This is a genomic window from Staphylococcus sp. GDY8P72P, assembly GCF_016890655.1.
In the GTDB taxonomy this organism is placed as follows: Bacteria; Bacillota; Bacilli; order Staphylococcales; family Staphylococcaceae; genus Staphylococcus; species Staphylococcus arlettae.
The window spans coordinates 76931-102371 of the sequence record NZ_JAFEQJ010000018.1; the positions used below are offsets into that span (position 1 = coordinate 76931).

Here is a 25441-nt window from a genome sequence, read left to right on the forward strand (position 1 = left end):
TATTTTAATTTTGAATGGTTTTATTGTTCTTGATAACAATGGGAAATGTATTTAACAGAACCTAATAAGACAAAAAATGTACAGTTAAATGAGACACTATATAATGGTAGTTACAGTTTTAGATGGGGTACAATAATAGAAAAGAAAGTGATGGGAGCTAAACAATATGACTAAATATTCTTTTAAAGAAAACTTTTTTAGTACTTCAACGACAGCAATCGATATTTATGATGAGCACAATCAAGCTGTTTTTTCATTGAAATTATATTATGCGTCTACGGCACAAGAAACTTTTGCTTGGCTAGGTAAAAAGAAACATAATTTTGAAATCACCGATGGTCAAGATATATTTCGTGTGCGTCAAGAACGTTCAGTCAGTGGTAAAATTAAAACGCCATTTAAGACGGTATGGGAAGTAGAAAAAAATAATGAAGCCATTGGTACGTTTCGTACAAAGATAGGGTTTAAACCTAAAATGATTTTTGAAGGTGTACAAGGTGATGCCTTAACATTCCAGTCCGGTTTTATTTCACGAAGTGTTAATGTAATGAATGAACAAGACCAGACTTTAATGACAACAAAATCAGAAAGATTTAAAATTGCGTCACGCCATGATATAGATATTCAAAGTGGTGTTTATAATCCAGCAATGTTACTACTATTATTTCAAGTATTTTATGAATTTCAGGAATATCAACGTAGCAAGTCAGATTGAATAGTCTAAAGTGGATATTGAATAGATGAGGAAAATAAATATTGAATAATAATTCTTTTGTTGTTTTATTTAAAAACAAAAAGAATTTTAAAAAGGTAAAAACCTGCACATTTTGTGATTAAGTTACACGAATATTACAAACATACATATATCACATTCCCTTAATTTACTATTTTAATCGTGTTTATAGCACTTTTTTGCTTTTTTATTCAGAATTTTCTTGTAATTAAGTTGTAAAAAAACACCTGTTTTTTTCATGTCTCTGTAACCTACTAAGGATTTATGCATGTTACAGTATTACCTGTATTGCAAATCAATCATTACGACGAATTATCTTTTTAGGAGGAGTATTAATTTTATGAAAAAAACAGTAATTGCTTCAACTTTAGCGTTAGGATTAGGCGTAACAGGATTAGCGTCAGGACAAGCAGACGCAGCAGAACAAGATATTAATAAAGAACAATTAGCACAATTAGCACAATCTGGGTCAGCACAATTAGATGCAGCTCCAATTGCAGAAGGTGCTTATAATTATAACTTTACAGTTGATGGTGTGAACTATAGCTTCAAATCAGATGGTCAAAACTTCTCATGGAGTTATGGTGAAGGATCAGGTGAAAAATCATCAGACGCAAGTTCACAATCAAGTTCTGAACAATCTGCTCCAGCAGAAGCATCAGTAGCAGCAGAACAACCACAACAAGAATCAGCGCCACAACAAACAGAAGCAACGACTACAACGTCAACTTCTACAACAACAACTACAACATCTACTGAAGCTTCAAGCGGTTCATCAGTAAACGTTAATTCTCATTTACAACAAATCGCTCAACGTGAATCTGGCGGTGACATTACTGCAATTAACCCAAGCTCAGGTGCAGCAGGTAAATATCAATTCTTACAAAGCACTTGGGATTCAGTAGCACCAGCAGAATATGTTGGACAATCACCAGCTTCAGCTCCAGAATCAGTTCAAGATGCAGCAGCAGTTAAATTATATAACACAGCTGGCGCTTCACAATGGGTAACTGCTTAAGTTTAAGTACTTCAGCTCCAACAAAAGACACGATAAATTGAATGACGATCCTGCTTCTATTAGTGAGAAGCAGGATTTTTTGTGTAAAAATAGGGACTGCAACACTATTATGACTCGGTCTATATCAGACTTCATATTATAGGTTTTATTGATTCTTCTAGTAATATAAGTTAGCATAGAAAGTGCAAGCGTTTTCATTTTTGGCGTATTTAGTACTGTTTTGCATGATTGCAGGCAATTGCTAGCATACATAATGTTGTAAACATGCATTAAATAATTCAATTTTTTGTGGTTACGTGATAAATAAAGGGGATTTATAATGAAGAAAATAATGTTAATCGGAAGTGCATTTATTGGTATTATCGTTGGTGCAGGATTTGCTTCAGGACAAGAAATTTTACAATACTTTACGAGTTTTGGAACGTTAGGGGTTTTAGCTGCTGTTGTTTCTACTATTTTATTTGCATATGTAGGGATGATGTTAGTGTGGTTAGGCAGTAAATTAAAAGCAGAAAGTCATACTGTCGTCATTCGCAAAATTACTGGAGACAGTGTGGCTGGTAAAGCAATAGCTTTAATTGTAGATATTGTGTTAATCATTGCTTTATTTGGCTTTGGTGTTGTTATGCTTGCTGGTGGTGGATCAAGTTTTGAACAGCAGTTTGGCATCCCGGCATTTTTCGGTACAGCATTAATGGCAATCTTAGTCTTTTTATTTGGTATGATGAAAATTGATGGAGTTGTCAAAGTTATCGGTAACATTACACCGCTATTGATTATTTGTATTTTAATCATTGCCGGTTATTGTATCATAACTATGTCAGGTTCATTTAGTGAGTTGAACCAACTCGCTCAAAGTCATAAACCTGCTGTGCCTAATTGGTTTTTAGCAGGGGTCAACTATGTGTCACTTAATGTCGGTTTAGGTGCTTCTATGTCCATCGTAATGGGTGGTAGTGAGAAAAACCCAAAAATAGCTGCTTGGGGTGGCTTAATTGGTGGTCTAATCTTAGGAATCATGATTATGCTTAGTCATTTTGCTATTTTAACGAATATTGATACTGTTGGGCATTTAGCATTACCAATGTTAGGTCTTGTTAATGATATTTCTCCAATTTTTGGTATCTTTATGTCTATTGTCATTTACCTCATGATTTTTAATACATGTCTAGGAATGTTTTATTCATTAGCAACACGTTTTACTAAAAACGATACGAAACAATTTAAAGTGTTTTATACAGTTATGATATTAATTGGTTTTGTCGTAAGCTTTGCAGGATTTAAAGATTTAATGACTTTCTTCTATCCTGTTATTGGTTATTTAGGATTAGTGTTAATAGGTGTTTTAATTTATGCACCATTTAAAATGAAGAAATTAGAAAATAAAGCACCTGAACATTATCCAAATAATGTAGGACAAACCAATTCTTAAGTATAGAATAAATTGATTTTGGTTTTTATATAAAAAGGACTAATCCATTTAATACGGATTAGTCCTTTATTTTGAGTACGGAGATTTCTGACCCATTTGTTATATAGTAATGTTATTTATTAGTCACATTAGTTATACGTTTATGCAATAAGTTGAAGAAACAAATAAGTGCTATGGCTAATGTGATATGTCCTAATCCAGAAATACCTGCAATAGCTGGTCCTGCACTGAATCCTTTAATTGTTGCGATACCATTAATATATTGCATAGCAACAGTGATTAATAATCCTAAATGATAGAGATAAAAGAAGTAATTAAATAAAGTTTTATGCTTCGTTATGTTGAGTTGAAGTTCAATAATCATAAATATTAAAAACATGATAGTTCCTAAAACGAGTAAATGTGTATGTGTTACATTTAATTGCGAATAACCACTAAATTCTTCTGCTTTTGTCATTTCTCGATAAAATATGCCACTAAGTAAGCCTAAAATTGTATAAAATGCTGAGCTATACATTAACTTTTTCATTGTACTATCCTCCTATGTGTTAATTGAATAGTTTTACTATAATGTCTATTTATGAACTGAAGATGAACAATAAGTACGGATAGCACAATAAAAACAGACAAAACTATCCTAATTATTTAGTTATTACTTTTCTAAAAATAATTTATATAATAATGCTAAAAATAAAGTGATATAAAGGTGTTAACATGCATTATTTTCGCACTAATTACATGAATATTACAAAGTTGAATTGCAAATAATTAAACTATAAAGGGCAGTGCCAGTTTATAAATGAGCTTAATGAAGGGGATTTGGTCATTTTGAATGTCATTGGGATGTAAAAAAAAGCTTGTTTTTTTTATCTCACTGTAACCTACTAGGGTTTTATAAGTGTTAAAGTGGCTCTTGTAGTTGAAATTGATAGCAAAAAACGATTTTAATTTATATTAAACTTAAAACATTCACCTTTTAGGAGGATATTAATAATGAAAAAAACAATTATCGCATCAACATTAGCAGTTGGACTAGGAGTTACAGGAGTAGCGTCAGGACAAGCAGACGCATCAGAACAAAATATAGATAAAGCACAATTAGCAAATACAGCACAAAATAACCCTCAACAATTAAATGATGCACCAGTTCATGAAGGTGCTTATAACTATGATTTTAATCATGATAAAGTAGATTATAACTTTGATTCAGATGGTACTTATTGGTCATGGAGTTACAATGGCTATGGTCAAGGAGCAGCTGACACTAGTGCTCAATCAACTCAAGGTACTGAGCAATCAGCACCAGCTGAACAAGCAACTAATAATACAGAACAAACAGCTTCAACAGAACAAAGTGAGCAAGCTGAAGAGCCACAACAAACAGCTGCACCACAAACTGAGCAAACTGAACAACCACAACAAGAGTCTACTTCAGCATCTTCTGAAGACACTAGCTCAAGTGAAGCTTCAAGTGGTTCATCAGTAGAAGTGAACGATCACTTAAAACTAATCGCACAACGTGAATCAGGTGGCGACATTCATGCTACTAACCCTTCATCAGGTGCTTCAGGTAAATATCAATTCTTACAAAGTACATGGGATTCAGTAGCACCAGCTGAATATCAAGGTCAACCAGCAGCATCTGCACCAGAATCAGTACAAGATGCAGCGGCAATGGAACTTTATGAAACTGAAGGTGCTTCACAATGGGTAACTGCTTAATTTAAGCATTTCATTTTAAACCCACACTAATATCCCTACCTCTTTTGAGATAGGAATAAGACTGTCGACAAAGTCTCTGACTTTGTTGGCAGTTTTTTTATGAACGCTTTCCCAGGCACAGCCTCAGCCTGTAGTCTCCTGCTAGTACTCTTCCCACAGAAGCCGACACCAATTCCTGCCGATATGGTGTTGAAAATATTGCTTATACAAAAATGATTTAGTATCAAATTAATGAGACAAGAGGCTGGGACAATATTGATTCGTCCTAGTCTCTTGTCATATTGGCAGTAGCTGACTGTATTGAAAATGCGCTTTAAATCAAGCTTTTTTCAATACTAGTCATCCTTGCCGGGGTGGGACGACGAAATCATTTTCTCAAAATTGGATTTCTGTCCCACATCATGTTTTATTCGAAACCTTTTTCCGTATTGGCAGTAGCTGACTGCATTGAAAATGCGCTTCAAACAAAGATTTTTTCAATGCTAGTCATCCTTGCCGGGGTGGGACGACGAAATCTTTTTATCAAATTAGATTTCTGTCCCACTCCCTTAATGTTATTTGGTTTTACGCAATAAGTATATTTTATTGTGTGTCATTTTTTCTAAGTGTTGTAATTTTATTCTAAAGTGTATGGAAATGAAATAATTAAGGTTAGAAATTTTATTTTCTATAAAATTTAATGTATATATTATAATGGAGCTGTTGAAGAGTTTAGAATTAAAAAACGAACTGTAGATTTTGAACTTTCATTAAATTACGCTGTAGAATTAATGAGTGAAATAAGAGGGGGATAGTTTATGAACATCTTAGTTGCAGCTTTTGAACCATTTGATGGTCAAGTGCTAAATCCGACTTTAGAAGCACTGAATCAATTACCACATGAAATAGGGAATCATAAGTTAACTAAATTGGAACTACCAACTGTATTTTATGAAGCGAATGATGTACTTGTGCAATGTATAAATCAAAATAATATTGATGCGGTATTAACAATTGGACAAGCAGGTGGTCGTAGCGAGTTAACGCCAGAACGCATAGCAATAAATATAGATGATGCACGTATTCCTGATAATAAAGGACAGCAACCTATTGATACACCTATTCAACAAGACGGCGCACCGGCTTATTTTTCTAATATGCCAGTGAAAAAAATGACTGCAGCCATTCAACAAAGTGGAGTGAAGGCACGGTTATCCAATACAGCAGGTACGTTTGTTTGTAATCATATTTTTTATCAATCAGGTTATCTGCAAGCAACACAATATCCTCAATTGTTGTTTGGCTTTATTCATGTGCCTTATATGTCTGAACAATACAATGCACAATCAGCTACACCAACATTATCTTTAACTACTATAGTGACAGGGTTAACAGCAGCAATCGCAGCAATTTCATATGACGACGATGAACCATTAGTATTAGGTCAGACTGAATAGTAAGATTTTATGCTACAGTCTTAGGTATACTATGTAAAAAAGTGAGACGTGTTCTTACTTTCTTTTAAGAAAACGCTATCATACAATAGATAAATAAACTTATAACAGAAAGGAAGTTAATTATGACAAATAATAATTTACCAACATTAACGTATACAGGTGCTTCAAAGAGTGCGGTACCTATTATTAGTGAAAGTGATTTACAAACAGTGACAGCAGAACCGTGGTTGAAAATATCGGATGAGGGATTACAGTTAGAAGGATTGTGTTTTGATAGACAAAAAAATCTTTTTTTATGCGAAGTTTTTGGGGGCAATATTTTTAAAGTAGTTATGGCAACACAAACGATTACTAATCCTTTTCAGTCTACTAAAGATAATCCAGCAGCGGTTAAGATACATAAAGATGGACGGTTGTTTATTTGTTATTTAGGGGACTTTAAAAATACGGGCGGTATATTTGCGTCTGATGAACAAGGGGAGAACTTTGAAACGATTATTTCTGATATTACATCAGAATATTGTGTAGATGATTTAGTCTTTGACAGTAAAGGCGGATTTTATTTTACTGACTTTAGAGGGTATTCCACTAATCCACAAGGTGGCGTGTATTATGTCTCACCCGATTTCAAGACAGTAACACCAGTGATTCAAAATATAGCGGTAGCCAATGGTGTAGCACTTAGTACAGATGAACGTATTTTGTGGGTGACAGAAACGACAACCAATCGTTTGCATCGTATTGAATTATTAGAAGATGGCATAACGATCGCGCCGTTTGGAGCTACTATCCCATATTATTTTACAGGTCATGAAGGTCCGGATTCTTGTTGTATCGATAGTGATGATAATTTATATGTAGCGATGTATGGTCAAGGTAGAGTGTTAGTATTTAATAAAAAAGGTTATCCTATAGGTCAAATTTTAATTCCAGGTCGTGACGAGGGTCATATGTTACGTTCAACACATCCTGCATTTATTCCAGAGACAAATCAGTTATTAATATGTGCCAACGACATTGAACAAAATGGTGGATCATGGATATATACAGTGAATGGCTTTGCATCAGGACATCACAGTTACCAATTTCAATAATATAAAAAAAGATGCTAGGACATAATTGCTTCGTCCTAGCATCTTTTTTAGTTCAGTTACCCTTGATTGCGTGGGAGAATGAAAATTATTGATTAAAAATAGGTTTCTGTTCTACCTCTATATAAGTGATTGTTAGTAATTAATCGATTTGTATTTGACTATCTGAGTTATCTTGTTCTGATTTTGGCAGTGTAACGTTTAACATGCCATTATCATAAGAAGCTTTAATTGCTGTTTGGTCTACACCATTAAAAGTAAATTGACGACGGACATTGCTGTAACCGCGTTCTTTACGAATTACGCGACCTTCTTCGTCTTCTTGGTTGTTTTCGATAGATTGTTTACCTTCGATAGTTAAAATATTATTATCAAATGTTAGACTAATATTTTCTTTATCCATGCCAGGAAGTTCTGCTTCTACTACATAAGCGTTGTCTAATTCTTTAATATCAGTTGTAATACTAGAAGCACTAAAAGGGGACTGGTTAAAAACTTGACGTCCTAAATCTTTAATGAAATCACCTTGATTAATATCGAAAAATGAATTGTTGAATGGTCTCATATCAAAAGCCATCATACATCTCTCCTTAATCATAATAAATTAGGTCGAAGTACCAGTATTGAAGATATGCAATGACTTCAGCACTGATCTCTTCTTTAACCTTACAACTATATTATAAGACAAAGGTCAAAGTTAATCAACGTTAAAGTTTGACTATTTTTGATTAATTGCCAATTGCTTGAACAAATGCAATTATAGTAAGTCGCTAGGTGGCAATATGGCATATTGTGTAATAAAAAAAGAGCAAAGAAGTCATCACCTATGTAAAGTGATTGATCTTCTTGCTCTGTTATAAAAATTAATGTGCAAATTGTTTAAAGTTTTCTAAACGTTGCGCTTTTTCTTCTTTGCTAATATTATGTTTGGCAACATAACGGTTTCTTTCGTGTGTTGCACATTCGTGTGAACAAGCACCTAAATAACGTGCTTCATTTTCTTCAGAAACTAAAATTTGTTTGTTACAATCTGGGTTACTACAATTGATGTAACGTTCACATGGTGTACCATCAAACCATTCTTTTCCAACTACTGTTTTTTCAACTTGGTTAATTTCCACGCTGATACGTTCATCGAAAACATACATTTTGCCATCCCATAATTCACCTTGTGTTTCTGGGTCTTTACCATATGTTGCGATACCATCTTTTAATTGTGCAACATCTTCAAAGCCTTCTTTTAATAACCAACCGGAGAATTTTTCACAACGAATACCGCCTGTACAATACGTAACGATTTTCTTATCCATAAATTGTTCTTTATTTTCTTTAATCCAGTCCGGTAAATCTCTAAAACGAGTGATGTTAGGACGTACTGCACCACGGAAATGACCTAAATCATATTCATAGTCATTACGTGCATCGATTACGATAGTATCGTCTGATTCTAGTGCTTGTTTAAATTCTATTGGTGATAAATATTTTCCTGTTAATTCATTTGGGTTTACATCTTCTTCTAAGTCTAGAGCGACTATTTCTTTACGTGGACGCACGTGCATTTTTTTGAATGCGTGACCTTCTGCTGCGTCTATTTTGAACGTAATGTCTTTGAAACGAGGATCAGCTTGCATTGCTTCCATATATTTATTTGTCGCTTCTGTTGTGCCTGAAACGGTACCGTTAATACCTTCAGTTGATACTAAAATACGACCTTTTAATTCTAAGTCTTTACAAAAATCTAAATGCTCTGATGCGAATGTTTCGGGGTCATTAATGGTAGTGTATTTGTAATACAATAATACTTGATAATCCATAAATCGATTCTCCTCTATATAGTCTTTTAGTACATCATATTGAAATATAAGACTGAAATAGTCAGTGCAAGCACTAGCTAATCTTTCAGTGATAAGTTAAGTTTATATGTCGTTTTTCATTAGTTCTACGACAAAACAATCCATACTATATTCTAACAAAAAAGGGAAATTATTCAATATGTTAGTTTGAGAAAGATAAGAAGTTATAGATAAGAAGTTAAGTAATAAAATTTACATATGTTAATATGATACGATGTTATAAAAATACTTTGTCACGAGTGATAAAGCTCACTATTATGTGAACATGAAACGGATAACTAAGATAAATTGAGGTGTTCACGAAAAGTATGTCCTGTATAAGTAGTACGATATAAACCTCTACGTTGTAATTCAGGAACGACTAACGTTACAAAATCGTCCAAACTATTAGGTAATGTAGGTGGCATTAAATTAAAGCCATCTGCAACACCAGCTTCAAACCAACGCTCCATTTCATCGACAATCATGGATGGTGTACCAATTAAAGTCAAATGACCACCACCGGCATTTAAGTAACCTAAGAGTTCTCTGACAGTAGGTTGTTTATCTTGAATAATTTGCAATATTGTCTCGTAACGACCGACTGGTCCGGTAAAATCTTCTACTGGTGGAAGGGGAGGTACTGGTGCATCAAGCTCCCACTCAGAGCAGTCTTGCCGAATAAAACCACTCAGTTGATTGAGTGCAGTTTCAATAGGGAGTAAGTCATCTAAAGCTTGTTTCTTTGCAAGTGCAGCTTCATATGTTTCACCTACATAAGTGACTAAACCTGGAAACACTTTGATTGTTCTTGTCGGTTGTGAACTATGAGCTATTTTTTCATGTAAACGTTGAATATATTTTTGTGCTTGCTCCATATTCCAAGCTACAGCATAAACTGCATCTGCAAAATCGGCAGCCAATGTCACACCTGGTTCGGAGGCACCGGCTTGCATTGCTACAAGGTTGCCTTGTTTACTACCGGGTGTAGTCAATGGTCCAGTGACATTAAAATATTCTCCATTATAGTTAAAAGGTTGTATATGATCTGCTTCAATGAGTGCGTGATGTTGGCGTTGATGAATAAAATTAGAAGTGTTCCAAGAATTTAATAATTTGTCCATCACTTCTGCAAATTCTCGTGCTTTGGCATAACGTGCATCATGGGCAGGTAATTGTGGCAAGCTATGGTTTTGTGCTTCATTATCAGTCATCGAAGTCACAAGATTCCAACCTACACGACCACCAGATAAATGATCTAAACTTAGTAATTGTCGTGCTGCAGTGAAAGGATTAGCAAAAGTACTAGAAATTGTAGAAACAAGACCGATATGTTGTGTTACTTGTGCGATAGCCGCCAAATTGATCAACGGATCAAACCAAAATGCTGGCATATCACTTGCAGATTGCGCTGGGAAAGATTGATTATCAGCAAAAAAGACTGCATCAAACAAACCGCGTTCAGCGATTTGTGCTAATGATTGATAATAGTTAATATTTCCAATACGCTCAATACTAGAATCTGGTTGTAACCAAGCAGCTTGATGATGGCCACAAGCATACAGTAAGACGCCAATATTAAGTTGTTTTGTGTGTGGTTGTGTCATTTACTTACACCTCAGTTGTTATAGAATAGATTAATTCATTGTTAGACCGCCGTCGACAGTATAGTTTTGACCTGTGATGCCAGTTGCATGTTCACTTGCCAAAAAGGCCACCATATGTGCGACGTCTTGAGGAGATGTGACACTTTTGAGTGGGGTAGTTTGTTTAATTAAATCAAACACTTCATCAGAAGTGGCAGCACTGGCATCCGTTGTTTTCAATAAACCGCCGGACACTACGTTGGCACGTATACCATATTGGCCTAATTCGGCAGCAATATTACGTGTGAAACCAATTAATCCTGCTTTAGCTGTCGTGTATTCATGGTAAGGTACGACTGGATTTTGAAAAAGATTCGTTCCAATATTAATAATTGCCCCATGGCGCCGATTGATAAATTGAGGGGCTACACTTTGTGTAGTATTGAAAGCGGCTTTTAAAGTACCATCTATTTGTTGTTGGTAATCTGACCAAGATAATTCAGTAAAAGCTTTTTGTGCGTTGGGATCAAATTTAAAGCCAACTAATGCGTTATTGACCACTACATCAATTTGACCGAAATGATCTGTTGCAGTAGCAACTAAGTGATCGACTTGATCACGTTGTGTGACATCAGCCTGTATAGCTATTGCCTGCGTGGAGCCAATGCTTTTTACTAAGTCCAATGCTGCTTCTTTACTTTTATGATAATTGATGGCGACTTGAAAGCCTTGTGTAGCAAGGGTCTGTGCAATCGTTGCACCTAAACCTCGACTACTACCTGTAATAAGTACTGTTGTTGTCATACGTGTTCACTCCTTTTTGAATAAAAAAATACACAACTCCCCATAGGAAAGTTGTGTAAGTAAAATCAAATATATAATAGGGTGAACGAACCCCTCGATATCATACATGTGTTGATTCACACTTTCCTACGCTAGTATCAACTAGATCAGGTTCAAAGGGTTTGAGCTACAGCTCATCTCAGTCTTTCAACACCCCTAGTGCGTGTATTTAATTATCTTCAATGTAACGATTTCACATTGTAAAGTCAAGTTTGGTTTGATAATAGATAAGCAAGAATAAGCGCAAAGCGATGGTTATAACACCATCGCTTTTGTATATAAAATGTAAATTTGTATTATTTTTGATTACTATAGATTAAAGCACCGATAAGACCAACAGTACAAACAGCAAAAATAATATTCATAATCGCTAATACTTCAATAATGACGACGTCTTTGCCTAAGCGTTCAAAAGCATTTAATTCTATTTCTTTTTCAGAACTTACACTAGCTTCAATACGTGACTCTTTATCTACTAAATCTTTATGCATACGATCATTTACTTTTGGCATCTTATCTCCTCCTCAATACTGTAATTATATTGTTCCCTATATAACTAGAAGTCAATCATAAGTTAGTTAAGTACACCGCAGTATCTTTCAAATAGTAATATCTGTATTTATGTAATAAAAAATAATATATATTAAAAAAATAATGAATTATATTTTAATTTTTTGACAATTATTGTATGATATTTATAATAATTTAATAAATAAAAAGAGGTGTATTCAAATGACGGAGTTTATTGCAGCATTAGCAGGTGGATGTATTGCATTGTTAGGTGTTTGGCTACAATTTAAACGAGAAGATAAGGAAAAAATGCAAGATTATGAAAATGATTTGGTCAGCATGATAGATTTAATAGTTTATAAAGCAGCACGAATTAGAAATATTAGATTAAATCAAAATACTGCTTTCTTAAATAAGGAACGAACAACGGAAATTTTTGAAGAAATCCAAGATGCGTTTAATTCATTAGATAGTCAAATACAAGATTTTATTTTAACAACGAGTCATCATAGCAATCGTTCTAATGAAACGATACAAGATTTTTTGAAAAGATATGAACCTTTTGAAGGTCATTTTAATACGTTTAAAATAGCCTTTAATATTTATGAAGATTGCTATGGAGATGAAAAGCATGATACGGCTAACATTGTGAGGTCTAAAATAACATTAGATAAAAAAGTATATGAATTTATCAATAAGTTAGAAAATTTTGCAGTTAGTCGATATAATCATAAAATATTTGAACCTAACCTCAAAGAGGTTGAAGTTGTTAAAATGAATAGTAGAACGACATTTAAAAATGATTGGAAGTAATAATCCAATATGTATGAATTTTAATACACGTCAATGTACATAAATCTATTAAAACATCCCTTTAATTCTGGAAAAATTAAAGGGGTGTTTTATAGAGTGTATTAATACAATAAGTTACATACTTTAACGTTAAATGATAGTATTACAATTCTTCACCATCTTCATCATATTCTGTAACTGTTCCGTCACTATCAATAATGTATGAACCTGCTAAATTGCCGTCTTTATCTTCAAAAGAAAAGCCCCAACGTCCATCCTCCATTTTTTCTGGTTCTTTGAATGTGTAAGTATCTGTATCTAGTGTTTCTCCTTCATACTCTTCAACTTTATCAATAACATTATCACGTGTAACTTCATCATCAGCTGTATTGTCACTGGCATCAAATTGGTAGTCTTCAGGATTACCTTCGGAGATTATATATTTTACTTTATCAATTTTACTTTGAGACGGATTTTCTAATGATACAGTGTGGGCATTATTTAAAATTTTAGAAGTCTCTTTCACAGTAAAATCATCTTCATCCCAACTACTATCTTGAAAATGACTAGGGACATCATAAATTGTAATAGTACCATCATCATTATCTTTATAATAAACACTGCCAGCAGCAGTAGGAGAAGCTGCTATTAGTTGTGTTCCCTCAGGTAAAGTTTTAGAAGCAGAGGTATTATATGGATTAATAGGTTGACCAGAAACATCGACGTGCTCTAGCTCTGTGTCTGAAACATCATTTGTACTACCACCATTTTTTTCAATGCCAGTAATCCAAACTTTGGCATAATGTTCTTTTGATTGAGTATTTTCATTTTGATTATTTGCTTGATTTGAATCATCATTTGTAGAATCTTGGTCGTTATTAGAAGACTCATTATTCTTTTGAGATTGTGTTTTGTTATTATCTTTATCATTATCTTTTTCTGAATCGGTGCCAATATTGATAGTACATGCTGATAAAAATAAAGATGCTGATAAAATAGTTGCTACAGTGATTTTATTGTTCATAAGTAATATATCTCCCTTTCTAGTCATGTTATTAGTAATTATACACTAAATTGCACAATATAATAATGTTAAATTAAGATATATATTTTCTTTTAATTTTAGATGCTATGTTTTTAAGTGTCATTACATTGCTAATGTAATGAAGAATGTTTGATTTGTTGAAATGCAGTTAATTATAAAACTGAAGACTAACACAATAGGCAAACAGAATTTATTAAATTGATATATAAACGTTCTAGAGAAGGGTGGAATTTTTAGAAGAATGAAAGTTATAGTCTGTCTAATAAGAGTGTAAAATAGTAAATAAAATAATTAGTATAAAATTAAAAGTGAAGTCTATGTAAATTACTAAATAACACTATTAATGCAAAGTGCAATATAGTAATATAAAAATAAATATTACAAAGAAACTCTATTGAAAGTTTAATAATTTAGAAAGGGGTTTATATAATGATAAAACGTACTGGAGAACGTGTTCTAGCGTGGATTGGCGTAGGCATCCAGCTACTTGGTGTCTTAATATGGGGAGGTTTGCTACTATTCATGGGTTCATCTGGGTTTAAAGAAGAACTACGTGCAGATAATCCAACGCTTTCACCAAGTCAAGCAAGCGAATCAGCTAATGTTTTCTTTATAATCATGGGTGTAGGTCTTGCAATTGGTTTGATTGTGTTAATTGGAACTATTATTGGTTCTATTAAAATTGGTAAAAGTAACAAATTAGCAGGAATTTTATTATTAGTTTTTGGTATTATTTCGTTAATTTTTAATTGGATTAGTGCAATTCTGTGGATTATTGCAGGTATTATGCTATTAGTTAGAAAGCCTGCACCGAACTTATCTAGTGATATATCAAGAGCTGAGCACACTGCTAATAATCATAATGATATTCCAACTGAGAATAATGATAGTGAACATCAATCAATGAAAAGCTTAGATGAGGTAGAGCGACGTAAAAGCGACGATCCATATAAATATTAAACATAAAAACAACGGTTAGCTTCTTAAAGAGGTTAACCGTTGTTTGTTATTAATCAAAAGTTATAGATTCAGATACATATAAAGCAATACGAATGTTAAGTGAGTTCATTGGATCTTCAATTTCTGAGCCGATAATGTTACTACATTTGTTGATACGATATTTTACCGTATTACGATGAATGTAAATTTTTTCAGCCGTTTTAGTAATGTCACACTGATTGTCCATATATACTTTCAATGTCTGTTTAAGTTCAGAATCCTTTTTAGTTTTTGGTTGATACAATTTTCCTAAAATATGTTTAGTGAATGGTAAAAGTTTTTCCTGTGGAATCATTTGTAATAATTCATTGATATTTTTAGATTGATAAAATGTAATAAACGATTTTTGACCTTCCTGCACCGAACTTTCATAAGCTTCATTAGCTTCAAAGAACGAAGAAGCTAGTTGCGTGAATTCAATTACTTCATTACCAATACCAAAGGATAGGGTGCCATCAAAGTAAGTGTTATATTTTTGTTGAATGTGTTGCAAATCATCCATATAATGATCATTTTTATTTTGTAATAATATCGCAAAGCGATTACTACTGAGTAATTTATAAACACTAATGGCAGGATCTAGCAATGCAAATTCATTTTTTAGCCAGTAATAAGTAAGTTGATGACGTTCATTCAAATAATGACTGTTTTGTAGCGTATCTTGGGCATCCAGATCACCGATAATAATTTGATAATAATCTGAGCGGTAAATATAATATTGCTTTAATAACTCTGAATGTTTTTTAATTGATAGTGTTTGATCACCTTGATTGTTAACCAATGATTCGAAAAAGCGATTAATATCATTTTGTGCAGCTTCATCAATTTTAATATTTTTATAAATTGCAAATCCTAGGACGCTAACGACTTGTTCGATCGTCAGTAAACTGAAAGGATATGATAATTTATTCACTTCTGACACCATTAGATAGTATGGAAAATAAGTATAGCTAAGCACTTTGAAAATAACATGATTTTCACTTTCAAAAGTTTGTTTGTCTTTTTCATAACGTTCTGCTTCTTGATGATGGTTTTGGAAATACGCAATGTGCTCATCGGCTAATGCTTTATTTTGTTGATAATGATGACTTTGTGCTTCTGGTTTTTTAAATGGATCAAATAAAATAATCGGTACACCTAATAATTTACTCATGCGTTCAATCATTGTAGAAACACTAAAACCTTTCATAATGAGTTGATTGAGCTCTTGTTGAATATTTAAAGCGTAATTTAATTTGCCCGTTTCAGAGTCGGACACGTAAGCAGATATATGATGTGTGATATCTCCTAAATTCCAATTTTCAGGTATTTCTATCAAAGGGAACTCTAAACTATTCGCATAATCGATTACATCTTGGTCAATTTGATGTAAAAAGCGTGATATTTTGATACCTAGTCCAGCCGTACGTATATCGTGTAAGTCTTTGATTAATTGTTTTAAACCTTCTTGGCTTTCTTGAAACAGTACGCCTGTTGTAAGAATAAAGGTATGTGCTGATGTAAAATTTTTAATATCATCGTTCTCTGTAATATCCAACGTTGTTACTTCTGAAGATAAGTCGCCTTTATGATTAATTAACTTAAGCCCTTCAAACTGTGGGACTGTTAAAATTTCTTCTAATGTAGTCATTACTAGCCCTCCCTGTTAACTTGTGTAATTTTAACAATAAATTAGCGCAAACGCATGTAATTGTCAGTATAAGAATTCCACTTAAATCTAAAGTTGTATGTTATAACAGCGATTTAACGTAGAAATATTTTACGAATATAATTTGTGACTTTGTCTAATAAAACCTCTCTATTAGTTATATACTTTAATGTTGCAATATTCCACTATTAATTTTAATCATGAAATAATTTATATACCATATTTGTGAGAACTGATAAAAAATCATGCTATATAAAATGAATTTTACACCTGTTTTGTTCGAAATACATAATTTTCTTTGAAAGAAATGTCAAAGCGGACAAAGAAAAACGCTTACAATCGTAATAAACTAATAGATAAAGATTATATAGTCAATAGCTTGCTAAAGCAAAGGAGATATAGCTAATGGAAAGACAGGGGAACCAAGAGCGCTACGATAAAGCGTTTTTCGAACGTCGTGGCTACAACAAGGATATTATGCCGAAAATGGCTGATCAAAGAAATAACTCTGCTTTTAACTTCTTCACGTTATGGATGGGAGCAGTACATAATATACCTAACTATACCGCTGTTGGAGGGTTCTTATTAATTGGACTATCACCACTTCAGGTGATGTTTGCTTTAATATTCAGTTCATTTATTATTGCATTATTACTCGTGGTTAATGGCTATGCTGGTTCAAAATATGGCATACCATTTGCGATGCAATTACGTGAAACATACGGCGAGTATGGTGCGAAATTACCAGGTATTTTACGTGGTGTTATTGCTGGTATCGGCTGGTTTGGTTTACAAACTTTTGCTGGGTCACAAGCACTACTTATTTTGTTAAATAAAATGATTCCGGGATTTAGTGATATTGGTAACGGTGCACAAATTCTCGGTATTTCAATTCCAGGATTAATTGCTTTCTTGATTTTTTGGGCGATTAGTTTTGTAATCGGTTTCGGCGGTGGAGATATTTTAAATAAATTCACTGCAGTATTAAACCCATTAATATATATCGTCTTTGGCGGTATGGCAATATGGGGCTTTATGGTAGCTGGCGGTTGGAACAATATTATGGACTATGATATTGCGACTAAAGAAACAGGCATTATTTATCCAGCTATTTTATCGTTCTTCCTAATTTTTAACTCATTATTGGGTGTTTGGGCAGGACCAGGTTCAAGTGTTGCTGATTTCACACAAAATGCGAAATCGACTAAAGCACAAGTCGTTGGGCAAATTTCAGGTATTGTAGTCGCACATATTTTATTTGCCGTAGCGAGTGTGTTTATTATTATAGGTGGTTCGATTTATTTAGGACACCAAGAATGGAATATCCTAGTTATTATTAATGAATGGGATAACTTCTGGGCAATTTTGATTTCAACGGGTGTACTATTAATGACAACTATTTCTACCAATGCGACAAGTAATATTATTCCAGCTGCTTATCAATTGAGTGCACTAATGCCAAAATTGGTGAATTACAAGCGCGGAGTAATAATTGCTTCTGTGGCAAGTGTGTTGATAATGCCATGGAAGTTAATGGAAGAAGAAGATAGTATCTTCCTATTCTTGAATGCAATCGGAGCGATACTAGGACCAGTTGCTGGTGTGATGATTGTCCATTTCTTTATCGTCAAACGTTGCCAGATCGATATCGATGCGTTGTATTTTGACCTTTATGATAAAAACATAAAAATAAAGCGTTTTAATATTTCAGCATATATTGCAACGATTGTCGGTGTAGCAATTTCACTGCTTGGTTTCTTACCTGGCTTTACAGTGATTTCAGATTTCTCATGGTTTATTGGATTTATCATCGCTAGCATTGTGTATATTGTATTGCATTTTGCATTAAAGAATTTTCCTAAAAATAAAAAAGGAGTGAAGTATCATGAAGTATGATTTATTAATTAAAAACGGTGTAGTCATTTTAGAAGATGGTGCTCAAAACGTTGAAGTTGGTGTGAAAGACGGAAAAATAGCAGCCATCGGACAAGATTTAGGCGAAGCTACTCAAATTATAGATGCTGAAAATCAAATTGTTTCTCCAGGTATGGTTGACGCGCATGTGCATATTACTGAACCAGGTGGAGGTTATCGTGATGGCTGGGAAGGCTACGATACTGGTACACGTGCAGCTGCAAAAGGAGGCGTAACTTCATTTGTAGAAATGCCTTTAAACCAAGTTCCAGCTACAACAGATAAAGCGTCAATTGATGAAAAATTTGATGCAGGTAAAGATGAATTATCTGTGGACGTTGCAAGTTATGGCGGTTTAGTACCATATAACTTAAACGGTGGTATCCAAGAATTAGATGAAGCGGGTGTTGTTGCATATAAAGCCTTCTTAGCTACTTGTGGAGACCGTTCAATCGAAGGTGATTTTGAAAACGTTGATGATTATTCATTATACGAAGGTATGAAACAAATTGCGAAAACAGGCAAAATTTTATCTATTCACTCTGAAAATGCTACAATTACAGATCGTTTAGGTGAAATTGCTAAAGCAAGTGGTGAAACTTCATTGAGTGCTTATGTAGATAGCCGTCCAGTATTTACTGAAGTAGAACCTATCCGTAAAATTATTTTATTTGCTAAAGAAACAGGTTGTCGTGTACATATCGTACATGTTGCTTGTGAAGAAGGCGTAGATGAAATTGTCAAAGCACAACAAGAAGGTGTCGATATTACATGTGAAACATGTACACACTACTTATACTTCTACAAAGAAGAATTAGATGCCATTGGTCCTGTTGTTAAATGTTCTCCACCAATTCGTGAAAAATCACGTTTGGAAGGTATGTGGGAACGCGTATTTAACGGTGACATCGGTTTTGTAACATCAGATCACTCTCCATGTACACCTGATTTAAAAGATACTACAAATGCTTTCGAAGCATGGGGCGGTATTGCAGGATTACAAAATAACGTAGATGTGTTATTTGATGAAGGTGTGCAAAAACGTAATATGTCATTAGCGAAATTTGCTGATATTATTGCTACTGCACCAGCGAAACGCTTCGGCTTAACTGATAAAGGAAGTATTGCTTTAGGTAAAGATGCTGACTTCGTATTTATTAAACAAAATGACGCTTATACATTACAAGCTGAAGATTTAGCTTATCGTAATAAAATGAGTCCTTATATTGGCCGTGAAATTGGTGCGCAAGTAACAAGAACAATTCTAAGAGGCCAAGAAATTTACAGCAAAGAAAATGGCATTTCAGACAACAAAATTGGTCGCTTTATTTAAAAAATAATATAACTTAAAGCAAAACAGCTTTCTATGATGTAAGTCATAGAAAGCTGTTTTTTGTTTATATATAAATTTAAATCAACTGTGTGTCTGCTTGTGCTAAGTCAATCGTGGTTGCGATTAAAACATCAATCCCTTTAGCAATTTGTTCTGTAGTGACAGATTCATCTGGTGAGTGACTAATACCTGCCTTACATGGAATGAAGAGCATGCTAGTAGGGCAAATATCAACAAAATTCATCGCATCATGCCCAGCACCGCTATACATATAACGATAACTATATCGTAATGTTTCACAATGTTTTTCGGAAATAGCACCAATAGTGCTGTTAAAGGTACCTGGTTGATCCTGACCTAAATCATTAAGGTCATAAGTGATATTACGATTATCACAGATGGCAGTAATTTGTTGTTGGATTTTAGTTACTACTTTTTCACGTATAGCTACTTCTTTCCCTCGTATATCAATAAGTAATGATACTTCACCAGGTATAGCATTCATAGAATTAGGATAGACATTAGCATAACCGACAGTTGTGACGATGCCTTGATTGTGATACATGTTGCCAATGGCTTCGATTTGTAAAATGATTTCTGCCGCAGCTGTTAATGCGTCTGAACGCATCGGCATAGGAGTGGAACCAGAATGGCTTGTGACACCATGAAGCGTAAGTTTGAAACGATGTGGTGCTGCTACATGAGTGACGATGCCGATATCTTTCTCTTTGTTTTCTAAAATGGGTCCTTGTTCAATATGCAATTCTAAAAAGGCTTTAATGTTATTACGTTCAAATAATGCAGCTTTACCGTGCATATCTTGAGCAAGTGGTTGAACGATATCATATAGAATATTACCGTCATTGTCTTGGATATCTTTCATATCATCCCTTGTGATTTTACCGGTTAAATATTTACTGCCTAAAGTAGCTTCATTAAAACGAGTAGATTCTTCACAAGCAAATGCAATAATAACAATAGGATGATCTGTTTCGATTTGATGCTGGTTGAGATGCTCTACCATTTCTAGTGCAGCGATAACTCCAAGTAGTCCGTCATACTGACCACCGTCTGTCACGGTGTCAATGTGAGAGCCAACAATGACTGGTTGTAATTCAGGGTAACGCCCTTCGCGTCGTGCAATAACATTACCAAAGAAATCAAAATAGACATCAAGTCCAGCTTTTTGACATAGCATCGAAAACTTTAAAGCAGCAAGACGTTCTTGATGTGTAAATGCTAAACGATTAATCCCTCCATTTACGGGATTACGGCCGAAATCATTAAATCCTTTAAAGTTTGCCATGACATTTTGTATATCCATGACACATCACCTCTTTGTTTAATTAGTTAAAGTAGCTAAAAAATCCAGACATTCTTGATAAATTGCAATATTGTAATCATTCACAGTGCGATCGAAATCATGCTCATCTAATGCTAATCGTTTAACTTGTGTTACTGGGATATGCTGCGCGAGATAATCACTTTCACTTATTGGTACATCAGGATCACCAGAACAATGCACAATAAATGTTGGTGGCAATTGTTGCAATTGCTTTGGTGCTAAATTATAGGCACTATCTGTAGAGGTTTGAATTCCTAAATAGTTAAGCCATTGAGCTGCACCACGTGCATGTAGATAAATAGGATAACGTGCTTGTATAGGTCCAGTTACTAAAGGTGAATCTTGTATTAGTTGCTGCAACATATCAGCTGACACTTGAGTTGATAGTGTTTGATAGGTTGGATGTGGTCTTAAGAAACTAGGTACATGGACTCGACTGTAACCATAAAAGTCCATTATACCAGCGACTTGACGTTGACTTGCAACTTGTAATGCAAGGTAGGCACCAGCAGAGCGCCCAAAAAGTATTAGAGGTAATTCAGGATACAGTTGTGCTACAAAGTCTAGACCAGCAAGCGCATCAGCAATAATCGTATCGATATTACTTTCTGGTGCTAAGCGATAAGACAACATAACGAGATGATAGTCAGTTGTAATTAGGTCTTGATAAGCTTGGGGTAAATCATTGGGTTGTCCAAAGATTAATCCGCCACCGTGGTAATAGACGACGACACCTTTAGCTTGTGAGCCTGTTGCTTCTATGATAGTGATAGGTAATTCAAAGTTATCTTTTGTAGTGATATATTGATGATACACAACAAGTCCTCCTAAATAGATTTTGTTAAATTTATTATCTCAAATTAAATTTTCTAAGTATTTGTGTAATTCGAATAAAACTAGGATCTATTATTGTTAATTATGTGAATGATAACTAAAATGTAAACGCTTATAATAGAATATGCAATAGAAAGGGAGTTGAATTTGATGGATATCAAATCCTATTTTGAAGCTTTAGATAAAAAATTTACTGCATTTGGTGGTTTAGAAGGCGGCGGAATTACACGTCTCCTATATTCAACTGAATGGTCAAATGCTGTACAAGCATTAAAAGAAACATTAGAGCAAGACGGATTCGAAGCAGAATTCGATAGTATTGGGAACTTAAAAGGGAAATTGGTTGGAAGTAAGTACCCTGAAGAAACAATCATGTCAGGTTCTCATATTGATACTGTAGTAGAAGGTGGACATCTTGATGGGCAATATGGCGTTCTTGCTGCATTGACAGCAATGCAAGCGTTGAAAGCAGAGTATGGTCAACCGTTACGTTCATTAGAGCTTTTAGCACTTGCAGAAGAAGAGGGTAGCAGATTCCCATACGCTTTTTGGGGAAGTAAAAACTTTTTCAACTTAGCTAATAATGCTGACGTCGAAACAATTAAAGATGGTAATGACGTCGGTTTTGTAGATGCAATGCGTCAATGTGGTTTTGATTTCCGTTCAACAGACAACACCTACGACCATATTAAAGCATTCGTTGAGGTGCACATTGAACAAGGTAAAGTGCTTGAAACAGAAGAAAAATCTATCGGTGTAGTTAATGGCATCGTAGGTCAAAAGCGTTATACGGTGAACTTAAAAGGTGAAGCTAATCATGCTGGAACTACACCTATGGGGTTACGTAACGATGCAGTAGTAGCATTTAGTAAAATTGCAAGCCAACTTACAGACAGAGTTAGAGAAATTGGCGATCCATTAGTACTGACATTTGGACGTGTAGACCCAGTTCCAAACACTGTAAACGTAGTCCCTGGTGAAGTTACATTCTCTATTGATTGTCGTCATATCGACCAAGATGCGCTGAATGCTTTTGCAGAAGAAATAGAAAAATGCATTAGTGATGTCGCACAACAAGAGGGTGTAAACTTTGAAATCGACTTATGGATGGATGAAGCACCAACGCTTATGGATGATAAGTTAGTACAAACAATTGGTGACGCTGCAACACACGTTGTAGGTGAAACAGACTATAAAACAATGCCTTCAGGTGCAGGTCACGATTCACAAATCTTTGCCAAATATGTGCCGACAGCTATGATGTTTGTGCCATCAATTAATGGTATTAGTCATAATGTTGAAGAAGAGACACGTATTGAAGATTTAATCAAAGGTGTAGAAGTGTTAAAACACGTTTTATATAAACTGGCTTACGAAGAATAATTAGTTAGCGCATGAGTTTGAGCTACTAATACACAAATTTTTAATGCAACAATAATAAATAATTAGATAAAGGAGCATTATATTTATGGGTTACTTAAATCATAATCAAGGATATAGAGAAGGATTATTAGAAACACGTTCAGTTATTAAAAAGGACAACTATGCTGTTATTACGCCAGATGGCTTAGTTAATAATGTTGTTCCAGGTTTTGAAGACTGTGATGTAACAATTTTAGGTACGCCTAGATTAGGTGCACGTTTCGTAGATTACATCGTTACATTAAAAAACCAAGGTGGTAACACTCAAGGATTTGGTGGCGATGGTGTTCAAACATTTATTTATGTTGAATATGGAAATATTAACGCGTATGCAGATGATACAAAATACGAATTATCTGCAGGTGGCTATTTATATGTGCCAGCACATCAAGTAATGACATTTGAAAACAATAACCAAAATGAAGATAGCCGTGTATTCTTATACAAAAAACGTTACCAACCTCTTGAAGGTTATACACCAGAAGTTGTTTCAGGTAACGTGAATGAAATGACACAAGAACCATATGAAGGTATGGCAGAGGTACGTATTTTAGACTTATTACCAAAAGAGTTGGCATATGATATGAACATTCATATTTTAACATTTGAGCCAGGAGCTTCACATGGCTATATTGAAACTCACGTACAAGAACATGGTGCTTACGTATTGAGCGGTCGTGGCATGTACAATTTAGATAACGAATGGCAACCAGTAAATAAAGGCGACTATATCTTTATGGGAGCTTATGCACCACAAGCAACTTATGCTGTAGGTCTTGATGAACCATTTGCGTATATCTACTCAAAAGATGCTAATAGAGATATCGAAATTTAAGGAAGGTTGTTAAGCATGAGTGAAGAAGCATTAGTATATGTCGAACGTAATGAACTACGCGAGTTATTTAAAACCAAATTAGTCAATGCGGGTCTACCTAATTATTTAGCTGATAAGACTGCTGACTTAATGATTTTTGCTGATGAGCGTGGTATTCATTCACACGGTTCGGTCCGCACGCAATATTATGCTGAACGTATTGCTAAAAAAGGGCTGAACCTTGATCCACAATTTAACTTCGAGCAAACAGGTCCTTCAACAGGTACGTACTTTGGCGATAATACTGTCGGTCATTATGTAGCATATGAAGCGATGGAAAAAGCAATTACCCTTGCTGAAGACAGTGGTATTGGCATGGTAGGTGTGAAAGAAATTGGCCACAGTGGTGCCATTGGTTACTTTGCAGAACAAGCAGCAAAACGTGGTATGGTCGCGTTAACTGTATGTCAATCAGACCCAATGGTCGTACCATTTGGTGGTACAGAACCGTATTTTGGTACTAACCCAATTGCATTTGCCGCACCTCGTGAAAATGGTGAACCTATCTTATTTGATATGGCAACAACAGTGCAAGCGTGGGGCAAAATCTTAGACGCACGTTCTAAAAATAAATCAATCCCAGACACTTGGGCTGTAGACAAAAATGGAGAGCCTACAACGGATCCATTTGAAGTTGGTGCATTATTGCCAGTGGCAGGACCTAAAGGCTATGGATTAATGATGATGATTGATATTCTATCCGGCAGCCTTCTAGGTTTACCATTTGGTAAGCACGTTACTTCTATGTATGAAGATTTATCTGAGTATAGAAGATTAGGACAATTCCATATCGTTATCAACCCGGCATTCTTTGGTGATAAAGGCCAATTTTTAAAACAAGTTTCAGAAATGGTAGAAGAATTACATGCGATTAAACCGGCTAAAGGTTTTGACCAAGTATACTACCCAGGTGAAATACAAGAAGAAGTGAAAGCACAGTATAAAGAGAGTGGCATTCCAGTTGCTCAAAGTATATATGACTATTTACAGTCAGATGATATTTATTAATAGTGCAGAGTAAAGACTCGAAAC

Annotated in this window: 23 protein-coding genes and 1 riboswitch; of the genes, 13 read left to right on the forward strand and 10 right to left on the reverse strand. The window is 34.5% G+C overall.

Translation table 11 applies throughout. The features are described from left to right. Positions 1-166 precede the first annotated feature (166 nt). The 3 genes from JVU85_RS08050 (at position 167) to JVU85_RS08060 (ending at position 3183) form a co-directional block, all read left to right on the forward strand. Positions 167-715, forward strand: a complete 549-nt coding sequence (locus tag JVU85_RS08050; protein WP_204172318.1) for an LURP-one-related family protein — start codon at positions 167-169, stop codon at positions 713-715. Between the two features lie 358 nt (positions 716-1073). Then, complete coding sequence (locus JVU85_RS08055; RefSeq protein ID WP_204172320.1) at positions 1074-1751, forward strand: transglycosylase family protein; 678 nt, start codon at positions 1074-1076, stop codon at positions 1749-1751. 319 nt (positions 1752-2070) lie between these two features. After that, the gene (locus JVU85_RS08060) at positions 2071-3183 is read left to right on the forward strand and encodes a YkvI family membrane protein (protein WP_112369190.1); all 1113 of its coding nucleotides are present in this window, start codon (positions 2071-2073) and stop codon (positions 3181-3183) included. A 112-nt stretch (positions 3184-3295) separates the two neighbouring features. Here the strand turns inward: JVU85_RS08060 and JVU85_RS08065 are convergent, their stop codons facing one another. Then, positions 3296-3712, reverse strand: coding sequence for a DUF2871 domain-containing protein (locus JVU85_RS08065; RefSeq protein ID WP_142019252.1), 417 nt, complete (start codon positions 3710-3712; stop codon positions 3296-3298). A 464-nt stretch (positions 3713-4176) separates the two neighbouring features. Between JVU85_RS08065 and JVU85_RS08070 the strand changes: the two genes are divergently transcribed. The 3 genes from JVU85_RS08070 to JVU85_RS08080 all read left to right on the forward strand — a co-directional run bounded on the left by JVU85_RS08070 (position 4177) and on the right by JVU85_RS08080 (position 7435). Further along, the gene (locus JVU85_RS08070) at positions 4177-4905 is read left to right on the forward strand and encodes a transglycosylase family protein (protein WP_204172322.1); all 729 of its coding nucleotides are present in this window, start codon (positions 4177-4179) and stop codon (positions 4903-4905) included. A gap of 797 nt (positions 4906-5702) precedes the next feature. Then, complete coding sequence (gene pcp / locus JVU85_RS08075) at positions 5703-6341, forward strand: pyroglutamyl-peptidase I (RefSeq protein WP_135023685.1); 639 nt, start codon at positions 5703-5705, stop codon at positions 6339-6341. Between the two features lie 122 nt (positions 6342-6463). Further along, on the forward strand, positions 6464-7435 hold the full coding sequence (locus JVU85_RS08080) for an SMP-30/gluconolactonase/LRE family protein (RefSeq protein ID WP_204172324.1): 972 nt from the start codon (positions 6464-6466) through the stop codon (positions 7433-7435). Positions 7436-7574: 139 nt separating this feature from the next. Here JVU85_RS08080 and JVU85_RS08085 read toward each other — a convergent pair whose 3' ends face one another. The 5 genes from JVU85_RS08085 to JVU85_RS08105 form a co-directional block, all read right to left on the reverse strand. After that, positions 7575-8009 carry an Hsp20/alpha crystallin family protein gene (locus JVU85_RS08085; RefSeq protein ID WP_002510721.1) on the reverse strand — a complete coding sequence of 145 codons (435 nt, stop codon included), beginning with the start codon at positions 8007-8009 and terminating at the stop codon, positions 7575-7577. Positions 8010-8295: 286 nt separating this feature from the next. Further along, complete coding sequence (trhO, locus tag JVU85_RS08090) at positions 8296-9246, reverse strand: oxygen-dependent tRNA uridine(34) hydroxylase TrhO (protein WP_204172326.1); 951 nt, start codon at positions 9244-9246, stop codon at positions 8296-8298. A 317-nt stretch (positions 9247-9563) separates the two neighbouring features. After that, a complete protein-coding gene (locus JVU85_RS08095) occupies positions 9564-10871 on the reverse strand; it encodes an LLM class flavin-dependent oxidoreductase (protein WP_204172327.1) in 1308 nt (435 codons plus the stop codon). 30 nt (positions 10872-10901) lie between these two features. Continuing rightward, positions 10902-11654: a 3-oxoacyl-ACP reductase gene (locus tag JVU85_RS08100; protein ID WP_204172329.1), complete on the reverse strand. Its 753-nt coding sequence runs from the start codon at positions 11652-11654 to the stop codon at positions 10902-10904. Positions 11655-11760: 106 nt separating this feature from the next. Next, positions 11761-11861: riboswitch (TPP riboswitch) on the reverse strand. A gap of 128 nt (positions 11862-11989) precedes the next feature. Beyond that, positions 11990-12205 (reverse strand): hypothetical protein, encoded by a 216-nt coding sequence (locus tag JVU85_RS08105; protein WP_103388269.1) that lies wholly within the window; start codon positions 12203-12205, stop codon positions 11990-11992. Between the two features lie 220 nt (positions 12206-12425). Between JVU85_RS08105 and JVU85_RS08110 the strand changes: the two genes are divergently transcribed. Then, positions 12426-13016 (forward strand): type I secretion system protein, encoded by a 591-nt coding sequence (locus JVU85_RS08110; protein ID WP_204172331.1) that lies wholly within the window; start codon positions 12426-12428, stop codon positions 13014-13016. A 142-nt stretch (positions 13017-13158) separates the two neighbouring features. Here the strand turns inward: JVU85_RS08110 and JVU85_RS08115 are convergent, their stop codons facing one another. After that, positions 13159-14019, reverse strand: coding sequence for a hypothetical protein (locus tag JVU85_RS08115; RefSeq protein WP_204172333.1), 861 nt, complete (start codon positions 14017-14019; stop codon positions 13159-13161). A 450-nt stretch (positions 14020-14469) separates the two neighbouring features. Between JVU85_RS08115 and JVU85_RS08120 the strand changes: the two genes are divergently transcribed. After that, positions 14470-15000 carry a DUF4064 domain-containing protein gene (locus JVU85_RS08120; protein WP_021459484.1) on the forward strand — a complete coding sequence of 177 codons (531 nt, stop codon included), beginning with the start codon at positions 14470-14472 and terminating at the stop codon, positions 14998-15000. Between the two features lie 49 nt (positions 15001-15049). Here the strand turns inward: JVU85_RS08120 and JVU85_RS08125 are convergent, their stop codons facing one another. Continuing rightward, positions 15050-16669, reverse strand: coding sequence for a PucR family transcriptional regulator (locus JVU85_RS08125; protein WP_193325199.1), 1620 nt, complete (start codon positions 16667-16669; stop codon positions 15050-15052). 423 nt (positions 16670-17092) lie between these two features. Here JVU85_RS08125 and allW point away from each other — a divergent pair, with 423 nt between their 5' ends. Then, entirely contained in the window at positions 17093-18583 is a 1491-nt protein-coding gene (allW, locus tag JVU85_RS08130) for an allantoin permease (protein WP_021459482.1), read from the forward strand. Continuing rightward, the gene (gene allB / locus JVU85_RS08135) at positions 18573-19934 is read left to right on the forward strand and encodes an allantoinase AllB (protein WP_204172335.1); all 1362 of its coding nucleotides are present in this window, start codon (positions 18573-18575) and stop codon (positions 19932-19934) included. The genes allW and allB overlap by 11 nt, the downstream gene beginning before the upstream one ends. Before the next feature lie 76 nt (positions 19935-20010). Here the strand turns inward: allB and JVU85_RS08140 are convergent, their stop codons facing one another. Beyond that, positions 20011-21258 carry a Zn-dependent hydrolase gene (locus JVU85_RS08140; protein ID WP_204172337.1) on the reverse strand — a complete coding sequence of 416 codons (1248 nt, stop codon included), beginning with the start codon at positions 21256-21258 and terminating at the stop codon, positions 20011-20013. Between the two features lie 18 nt (positions 21259-21276). After that, the gene (locus tag JVU85_RS08145) at positions 21277-22095 is read right to left on the reverse strand and encodes an alpha/beta hydrolase fold domain-containing protein (protein ID WP_204172338.1); all 819 of its coding nucleotides are present in this window, start codon (positions 22093-22095) and stop codon (positions 21277-21279) included. 168 nt (positions 22096-22263) lie between these two features. Between JVU85_RS08145 and allC the strand changes: the two genes are divergently transcribed. From allC to allD, 3 genes are all read left to right on the forward strand, one after another. Continuing rightward, the gene (allC, locus tag JVU85_RS08150; RefSeq protein ID WP_204172339.1) at positions 22264-23496 is read left to right on the forward strand and encodes an allantoate deiminase; all 1233 of its coding nucleotides are present in this window, start codon (positions 22264-22266) and stop codon (positions 23494-23496) included. An 85-nt stretch (positions 23497-23581) separates the two neighbouring features. Continuing rightward, the gene (gene allE / locus JVU85_RS08155) at positions 23582-24370 is read left to right on the forward strand and encodes a (S)-ureidoglycine aminohydrolase (RefSeq protein ID WP_107373706.1); all 789 of its coding nucleotides are present in this window, start codon (positions 23582-23584) and stop codon (positions 24368-24370) included. A gap of 15 nt (positions 24371-24385) precedes the next feature. Next, positions 24386-25417, forward strand: coding sequence for an ureidoglycolate dehydrogenase (allD, locus tag JVU85_RS08160; protein ID WP_151508224.1), 1032 nt, complete (start codon positions 24386-24388; stop codon positions 25415-25417). Positions 25418-25441: the final 24 nt, after the last annotated feature.

What these genes read in the sequence shown, in the direction of transcription:
- JVU85_RS08050 (WP_204172318.1), top strand. Translation starts at nt 167, where the DNA reads ATGACTAAATATTCTTTTAAAGAAAACTTTTTTAGTACTTCAACGACA.
- JVU85_RS08055 (WP_204172320.1), top strand. Translation starts at nt 1,074, where the DNA reads ATGAAAAAAACAGTAATTGCTTCAACTTTAGCGTTAGGATTAGGCGTA.
- JVU85_RS08060 (WP_112369190.1), top strand. Translation starts at nt 2,071, where the DNA reads ATGAAGAAAATAATGTTAATCGGAAGTGCATTTATTGGTATTATCGTT.
- JVU85_RS08065 (WP_142019252.1), bottom strand. Translation starts at nt 3,712, where the DNA reads ATGAAAAAGTTAATGTATAGCTCAGCATTTTATACAATTTTAGGCTTA.
- JVU85_RS08070 (WP_204172322.1), top strand. Translation starts at nt 4,177, where the DNA reads ATGAAAAAAACAATTATCGCATCAACATTAGCAGTTGGACTAGGAGTT.
- pcp (WP_135023685.1), top strand. Translation starts at nt 5,703, where the DNA reads ATGAACATCTTAGTTGCAGCTTTTGAACCATTTGATGGTCAAGTGCTA.
- JVU85_RS08080 (WP_204172324.1), top strand. Translation starts at nt 6,464, where the DNA reads ATGACAAATAATAATTTACCAACATTAACGTATACAGGTGCTTCAAAG.
- JVU85_RS08085 (WP_002510721.1), bottom strand. Translation starts at nt 8,009, where the DNA reads ATGGCTTTTGATATGAGACCATTCAACAATTCATTTTTCGATATTAAT.
- trhO (WP_204172326.1), bottom strand. Translation starts at nt 9,246, where the DNA reads ATGGATTATCAAGTATTATTGTATTACAAATACACTACCATTAATGAC.
- JVU85_RS08095 (WP_204172327.1), bottom strand. Translation starts at nt 10,871, where the DNA reads ATGACACAACCACACACAAAACAACTTAATATTGGCGTCTTACTGTAT.
- JVU85_RS08100 (WP_204172329.1), bottom strand. Translation starts at nt 11,654, where the DNA reads ATGACAACAACAGTACTTATTACAGGTAGTAGTCGAGGTTTAGGTGCA.
- JVU85_RS08105 (WP_103388269.1), bottom strand. Translation starts at nt 12,205, where the DNA reads ATGCCAAAAGTAAATGATCGTATGCATAAAGATTTAGTAGATAAAGAG.
- JVU85_RS08110 (WP_204172331.1), top strand. Translation starts at nt 12,426, where the DNA reads ATGACGGAGTTTATTGCAGCATTAGCAGGTGGATGTATTGCATTGTTA.
- JVU85_RS08115 (WP_204172333.1), bottom strand. Translation starts at nt 14,019, where the DNA reads ATGAACAATAAAATCACTGTAGCAACTATTTTATCAGCATCTTTATTT.
- JVU85_RS08120 (WP_021459484.1), top strand. Translation starts at nt 14,470, where the DNA reads ATGATAAAACGTACTGGAGAACGTGTTCTAGCGTGGATTGGCGTAGGC.
- JVU85_RS08125 (WP_193325199.1), bottom strand. Translation starts at nt 16,669, where the DNA reads ATGACTACATTAGAAGAAATTTTAACAGTCCCACAGTTTGAAGGGCTT.
- allW (WP_021459482.1), top strand. Translation starts at nt 17,093, where the DNA reads ATGGAAAGACAGGGGAACCAAGAGCGCTACGATAAAGCGTTTTTCGAA.
- allB (WP_204172335.1), top strand. Translation starts at nt 18,573, where the DNA reads ATGAAGTATGATTTATTAATTAAAAACGGTGTAGTCATTTTAGAAGAT.
- JVU85_RS08140 (WP_204172337.1), bottom strand. Translation starts at nt 21,258, where the DNA reads ATGGATATACAAAATGTCATGGCAAACTTTAAAGGATTTAATGATTTC.
- allC (WP_204172339.1), top strand. Translation starts at nt 22,264, where the DNA reads ATGGATATCAAATCCTATTTTGAAGCTTTAGATAAAAAATTTACTGCA.
- allE (WP_107373706.1), top strand. Translation starts at nt 23,582, where the DNA reads ATGGGTTACTTAAATCATAATCAAGGATATAGAGAAGGATTATTAGAA.
- allD (WP_151508224.1), top strand. Translation starts at nt 24,386, where the DNA reads ATGAGTGAAGAAGCATTAGTATATGTCGAACGTAATGAACTACGCGAG.